Source organism: Candidatus Neomarinimicrobiota bacterium (genome assembly GCA_018651745.1).
Lineage (GTDB): Bacteria > Fidelibacterota > Marinisomatia > Marinisomatales > TCS55 > JAAZYX01.
The window spans coordinates 24766-31649 of the sequence record JABIDL010000007.1; the positions used below are offsets into that span (position 1 = coordinate 24766).

Annotated in this window: 4 protein-coding genes and 1 other RNA gene; 1 reads left to right on the forward strand and 4 read right to left on the reverse strand. The window is 40.8% G+C overall.

All coding sequences use genetic code 11. The features are described from left to right. Positions 1–7 precede the first annotated feature (7 nt). From HOD97_00670 to HOD97_00685, 4 genes are all read right to left on the reverse strand, one after another. Complete coding sequence (locus HOD97_00670) at positions 8–1006, reverse strand: ketoacyl-ACP synthase III (protein MBT4280124.1); 999 nt, start codon at positions 1004–1006, stop codon at positions 8–10. 65 nt (positions 1007–1071) lie between these two features. Then, positions 1072–2781 carry a single-stranded-DNA-specific exonuclease RecJ gene (recJ, locus tag HOD97_00675; GenBank protein ID MBT4280125.1) on the reverse strand — a complete coding sequence of 570 codons (1710 nt, stop codon included), beginning with the start codon at positions 2779–2781 and terminating at the stop codon, positions 1072–1074. A gap of 127 nt (positions 2782–2908) precedes the next feature. Continuing rightward, positions 2909–3256: RNase P RNA component class A (gene rnpB, locus HOD97_00680), an RNA gene on the reverse strand. A gap of 693 nt (positions 3257–3949) precedes the next feature. Then, positions 3950–4657 carry a hypothetical protein gene (locus HOD97_00685; GenBank protein MBT4280126.1) on the reverse strand — a complete coding sequence of 236 codons (708 nt, stop codon included), beginning with the start codon at positions 4655–4657 and terminating at the stop codon, positions 3950–3952. A gap of 303 nt (positions 4658–4960) precedes the next feature. On the opposite strand from HOD97_00685, the gene HOD97_00690 reads away from it, so the two are divergent. After that, a complete protein-coding gene (locus HOD97_00690; protein ID MBT4280127.1) occupies positions 4961–6271 on the forward strand; it encodes a nucleotide sugar dehydrogenase in 1311 nt (436 codons plus the stop codon). Positions 6272–6884: the final 613 nt, after the last annotated feature.

Here is a 6884-nt window from a genome sequence, read left to right on the forward strand (position 1 = left end):
TCTCGATTTACCATTTTACGGCAGCGGATGCCCACGTGAATCCTGCACCAAAAGCAGCGAAAATTATAATATCACCCTTGGAAATTTTTCCTTTTTCAACTACCTCGCATAAAGCAATCGGAATCGAAGCAGCTGTCGTATTTCCATATTTATGAATATTAGAATATACTTTTTCCATCCCAACGCCCATTCGTTTTGCGACTGCTTGGCTGATTCTAAGATTGGCCTGATGAGGAATAATTAATGCTACATCATCCATGGATAATTGGTTGGCTTCCATGGCTTCATTAATCACTTCGGGGAACCGGGTAATTGCATTTTTAAACACTTCCCGACCATTCATCATAGGATAATGTCGGTTTTGTTTTAGTAAATCTTCAGACATTCTCGGATTGTTAGTTGACCCGGGCTCTTCACACCACAACATTTTTAAATGTTTACCTTGGCAATGCAAATGCGTTGATAAAATTCCGCTCTCATCCTCAGTCGCCTGCAAGATGGCAGCCCCGGCGCCATCGCCAAATAAAACTGCAGTATCTCTTCCTTCGTCTGAAATATCCAGCGCAGTAGATTGTACTTCTGCGCCCACCACCAAAACTGATTTGGCATTTCCAGATCGAATAAACTGATCTCCAATGGACATCGAATAAATAAAGGCAGAACAGGCCGCTTTAATATCAAATGCGCCGATATTTCTCAGATTCAATTTGTCCTGGAGCTGTGCACTGATTCCCGGGAAAAAATAATCGGGCGTAATGGTGCCTACGATTACAAGGTCAATTTCTTCAGCAGTTACGCCGGCCATTTCCATGGCTTTACGAGAAGCTGTTTCTGCAAGATCTGAAGTAGTTTGCCCCTCTTCTACCCAATGACGTTCTTCGATTCCGGACCGCGTTCGAATCCATTCATCTGATGTATCCATCCATTGTTCCATATCCGCATTGGTTACAATTTTATCTGGGACACAGGATCCGATGCCAATTATTTGTGATTTCATATCAGGAATTCCATAAGAATGAGAGTTTCAACAAACTACAATTTACAGTAAATAATAATAATCAAGTTAATGAGTTAATGAGCATTAGGTGTGAGTTTAATATCTCGGACATTGAGTTGAATTTCACGACGATTTTGCCATTCATTGATTTCGACTACAAATGCTAAATCTATCGGATTCCCTGTAATAAGGTCCTGATAATGTTCGGATAGATTGAACCCAATTGCCCCATAAGTTGTTCCATTCTGCCGTACAGTAAAACGAATGTGGTTTCCACCGCCAATCACCTTCGGAATACCGGAAATTTCAACGTTTGACGCAAAAAATTTGGGTCTCATATTTCCGGGGCCAAACGGACTAAGCTTGTCAAGGAAATCCATAAATCTCGGAGTAATGTCATTCAATTTTAACTCACCCTCAACCGTTATTCCGGGAATAAGATCATCATCTGACAAACATTCATTCGCAATGCTAACAAAAGAAGATCGGAATGAATCGCAATTTTCTTCCTTCACGGTTAATCCTGCAGCCATTGGGTGTCCTCCATATCCTTCTAATGTGGATTTTACTTTTGTCAAAGCGTCGTATAAATTTAATCCGCGAATACTCCGAGCTGAACCGGTACCCAACCCATGTTCCTTCATCGATATGACGATCGCAGGGCGGTGAAATTCTTCTTTCAGTTTTGAAGCGACAATCCCAACCACACCAGGATGCCAATCTTTACCCCAAACAACAATTGCTTTGTCGGTTGAAAGATCTATTTCTGCATTTACTTTTAGCAGAGCATCTTCAAAAACTGCGTCCTGAATTTCTCTTCGCCGTTTGTTTTCTTCGTCTAATTCTCTTGCTAAATCAGATGCAATATCCTCATTATCTGTTGTAAGCAACTTCACACTTCTATTGGCATCCCCGAGTCGGCCCGCTGCATTTATTCTTGGGGCGACACCAAATACCAATTGGCCAATGCTAGGAACTTTATTCGAAAGTTTTGCCAAAGCCAATAATTTGCTAAGTCCAATAGATGAAGGCGATTTCATTTGGTTCAACCCAAAATGAACCAACGTTCTATTTTCGTCCTTTATCGGAACGAGATCTGCGGCAGTGCCAAGTGTCATAAGAGATATTAAATCTGATATTTCCGAAAATGATTTTCCACGATTTTTGATAATACCGGAAATAAATTTAAAAGCTACTCCGGCGCCACAGAGACCTTTAAACGGGTAAGCACAATCTTTTCGTTTTGGATTAAGAACAGCAAAAGCATTTGGCAAAGTTGCGTCTGGCGTGTGATGATCAGTGATAATGACGTCCACACCAATAGATTGGGCGTATTGCACCGCTTCAAATGCATTGATTCCGCAATCACAAGTAATGATAAGATTTGCGCCAATATTTTTTGCAGTATCAATTCCCTTTTTTGATAATCCATATCCTTCGATTTCGCGATTTGGGATATAAAATTCAGGTTTCCCGCCAACAGTTTGCATCCCAAGATACAGCACAGAAGCGCCCGATGTTCCATCCACATCATAATCCCCAAACACCATAATAGGAGTTTTGGTTTGGATATTTTTTATTACTCTGTCAACCGCAATGTCCATATCTTTCATCAGAAATGGATCGTGGAGTTGATCTAAAGATGGATTAAAAAATGGTTGGGCTTCTTTTAGGGAGGTAAAACCACGGTTCGCTAAAATCGTGGCAATGATGTTACTACATTTAAATTGTTTCCCAAGATGTGAAACCACCTCAGGGTCCGGTTGAAGACTAATCCATTCCATACGGGATTAAAATAAGCACAGGAATGGCGTGAAAGTTAGGTTTAATTTGGGTGATTCCTCCTCCACCCATGCAGATAAGAAGAATGCATATTTTACAATATCACCCGAATTAGAGAATCGGACAAAAATATAGAGCCGGTCGATAAGCCGAGTTCTGTCGCGGATGGCCATTCATCTGGTCCTGACATTTCTATCAGGATCTCGCGATCTACCCACTCCTCAAATAATGCGGACCACATTTCGGAGCTTACTTGATCTTGCACCGGGCGGGGTTTACCAAGCCTTCGGCGTTACTGCCGAAGCTGGTGGTCTTTTACACCACCGTTTCACCTGTATCCGCCAATGACGGATAGTCTTCTCTCTGTTGCACTTTCCATGCCCTTCCGAGCCCCTCGTATTACGAGGCACCCTGTCCTGCGGTGCTCGGACTTTCCTCCCTTTCGAAAATCGAAAAGGCGACCATCTAACCGGCTCATATTTCAAAAAGCCGGGGAAGTTACACGTTTGGGGATATAAAGTTGAGAGGGTTTTTCTTGCTGGTGAAGATTATGGGTTTATTGAGCGACTGGCTTTTGTTTGGGAAATGATTCGCAATGCTTATCATTTCGGTCCGGTGGATGGTGGTTCTTCATCAAAGGACCTTGCTCTGCTAATTTAGATTCCTCTGGCTCCGCCAGCCGGCGGATCGGAATGACTGGGTTGGGAGAAGTACAATATAATCCTTAAGGTTAACTACTTTTCTTAACGTAAGAAAAGTATCAAAAGAAGCTTTCGCTACGGAACAATCCGAGGAAAAAGAATTATCCAACGGGTCGATTTTTAACTCCCCGAAATTCTTTCTTGAACAAAAATTTTGATTCCAAAGGGTCATACAGAAAAATCGCCTCTTCCTTTAGGATAATACTTCCTCTGGATCCCGGATTTTTCCAAGGCGAGGAAAAAGTAGAAGATTTGGATAGTGGTACATAAATACCTTTGCGACGCAAAGGGGATGTAGGGAATCCACGATCAGGGATGATCGTGGCACTTTTTGGATGTTAAAAATAATAACTGTCATTCCGAACCGAAGTGTGAGGATTCTTCATCGAGTGACCTTGCTTTGCCAATTTAGATTCCTCTGGCTCCGCCAGCCGGCGGATCGCTCGGAATGACTGGGGTGGGGTACAATTTATTTTGCAGATTCCCAAAAAAGAAATCTGTTGCATACATCACAATTAAAGACAATTTTTTCAGATTTTATTTCAGATACGATTTGTGGTGGGAGTACAGACCCGCAACCGCCACATGCATTTGAATGAATTGCAACGACCACTAATCCATTCCTCGCAGAAAAAATCTTATCATATTTTGAGAGTGTTTCCTGATTAAGGTTTTTGGTTTTTGAAGTTCTTTGCGATTCAAGATCGGATTTTTTCTCAGATGATTCTGATATCAATGCTTCTAAGCTCGACCTGCGATTTCCTAAGTCCAATGTCAGCGATTCTAAATTATCCTCTCCCTCTTTTGTTTCCTCATCTAACGTATCTTTCTCTTCGCTTATTTCCAGCGTTGTCAATTCAATGGTATTGAGTTGTTCTTTCAGATGATCCATTTCATGTTGAAGGGCATCATATTGTTTGTTATTTGTTACCAAAAATAGTTGATCTTTATACTTGTCAATTTTTTCTTTAATTGTGTTCATTTCAAGCGTGTTTTTATCCATCTGCATCACAATTTCTTTTGACCGAACTTTCCCTTCATTTACAGATTTCGTTAAGCTGTCTTCTTCGTTTTTGAGTTCATCCACTTTGGTGGGTAAGTCGCCAAGCAATTCTTCCAATTCTTGAAGTTCGGTATCAATTTTTTGGATAATCACAAGATCCAGAATGTCTGTCATTTAAGATGTTCCTTTCTTATAAAAACAAAAATGCACCGAATTCGGTGCATTGCAGTTTGAAAATTCCCCAGAAATAATTGCGGAATATTTATCGAACCAATTCGAGAGAATCGGCACTCCTTTCCGGGAAAGAGGTTGGTTTTTCATATATTTTCTTTACTATTCATAACGATTAAAGCCCTTAAATTTACGGCAATAATTTCAACCTGAAACAAAAATTAATCGGGTGGAGTGAATATTGTCCAGATTCTTGGAATCTTGTGCATTATCATTTCGTTTTCGAAATTTTAATAAGGAGCAGAATTGAATTTAGAAACACACATTAAAAATCATTCAGCCAAGGTTGGAGTTGTTGGACTTGGATATGTTGGACTTCCCGTATGTATTGCCTTCGGGGAAGCCGGTCTGTCTGTTACCGGGATAGATTTGAATGCACAAATTGTGAAATCCTTAAATCAAGGGAAAAGTCACATTGGCGATGTATCAAACGAAAGGCTACAGAAATTGGTTGACGTCGAGCGATTTAACTCCACACTCGATTATGCATGTATTTCTGATCTTGATGTGTTAATCATTTGTGTACCAACGCCCTTAAATAAGGTAAAGGATCCGGATGTATCTTTTATTATATCAGTTACGGATGGAATGCTACCTTACATGCACCAGGATTTACTGGTTGTACTTGAGAGCACTACTTATCCGGGTACAACCCGTGAACTTGTTTTAGAAACATTGGAAAAATCCGGTGAAAAGATTGGGGAAAGTTTTTTTCTCTGCTATTCTCCGGAACGTATCGACCCGGGAAATACATCTTATTCATTAAAGAATACGCCCAAAGTTGTTGGAGGCGTTACGGAAACCTGCACTCATTTGGGATCCTTACTGTACAGTCTAATTTCGGATAAAGTTGTACCCGTTTCTTCTCCTGAAGCAGCTGAAATGGTTAAACTTCTTGAGAACACATTCCGATCAATTAATATCGGACTCGCAAATGAAACAGCCATTATGTGTGAAAAGCTTGGTGTGGACGTTTGGGAGGTAACCGATGCTGCATCCACAAAACCATTCGGGTTTATGAAATTCACCCCAGGTCCTGGACTTGGCGGACACTGCATTCCGATTGATCCTCAATATCTTGCCTGGAAAATGAGATCTTTAGATTATCGCGCTAAATTCATTGATTTAGCTCAAGAGATTAACACGCACATGCCTCACCATGTTGTAGAATTGATTTCGGAAGGGTTGAACCAACAGGGGCATGCAGTTAAAGGAAGCAAAATTTTATTATGTGGTGTGGCTTATAAAAAAGATATTGATGATATAAGAGAATCTCCTGCATTGGATATTATGAAATTATTGGAAGAGGACGGAGCTGACGTAGGTTTTTATGATCCGAATGTTGAAGAAATTCGCTGGAATGGCGGGACAATAAAGGGAATTGAATCTATTGATAAAGAAACAATCCCATCTTTTCGGGTAGTGGTTATTTTGGCTGACCACTCAGATGTGGATTATTCTCTTATTAAAAAACACGCGGAACTGATTGTGGATACTCGCAATGTGTATTCGGATGCAGATCATATTATTCGATTGGGCGTGGGGAAAAAGAAATAGGGCATTCCCACTTCGAGTGGTTTCAGTTCAAAGGCTTGAAAGGATAACGCGTCTCCGCCAACAGGAGTCTCGGGTTGACAGAGCTTGATAGAAATTGGCTAATGGGGGGAAGGTTTGTCATTCCGAACCGGCAGATGGTGGTTCTTCATCAAAGGACCTTGCTCTTCGAATTTAGATTCCTCTGGCTCCACCAGTCGGCGGATCACTCGGAATGACTGGAGTGGGGTGAATCAAATTTTATCTGAAATGGGGGTTTGATAATGATCGAGGTACATAAAAACCTTTGCGGAAGGTTCTAAACTTTCGCAAAGGATATGTAGGAAATCCACGATCAGGGATGAGCAAGATCATTTGTGTTATCTACTTTTCTTAACGTAAGAAAAGTATCAAAAGAAGCTTTCGCTACGGAACAATCCGGGGAAAAAGAATTATCCAACGGGTCGATTTTTAACTCCCCAGGATTCTTTGTTTAACAAAAATTTTGATTCCAAAGGGTCATACAGAAAAATCGGCTCTTCCTTTAGGATAATACTTCCTCTGGATCCCGGATTCTTCCAAGGCGAGAAAAAAACTAGAAAATTTGGATAGTGGTACATAAAAACCTTTGCGGAAG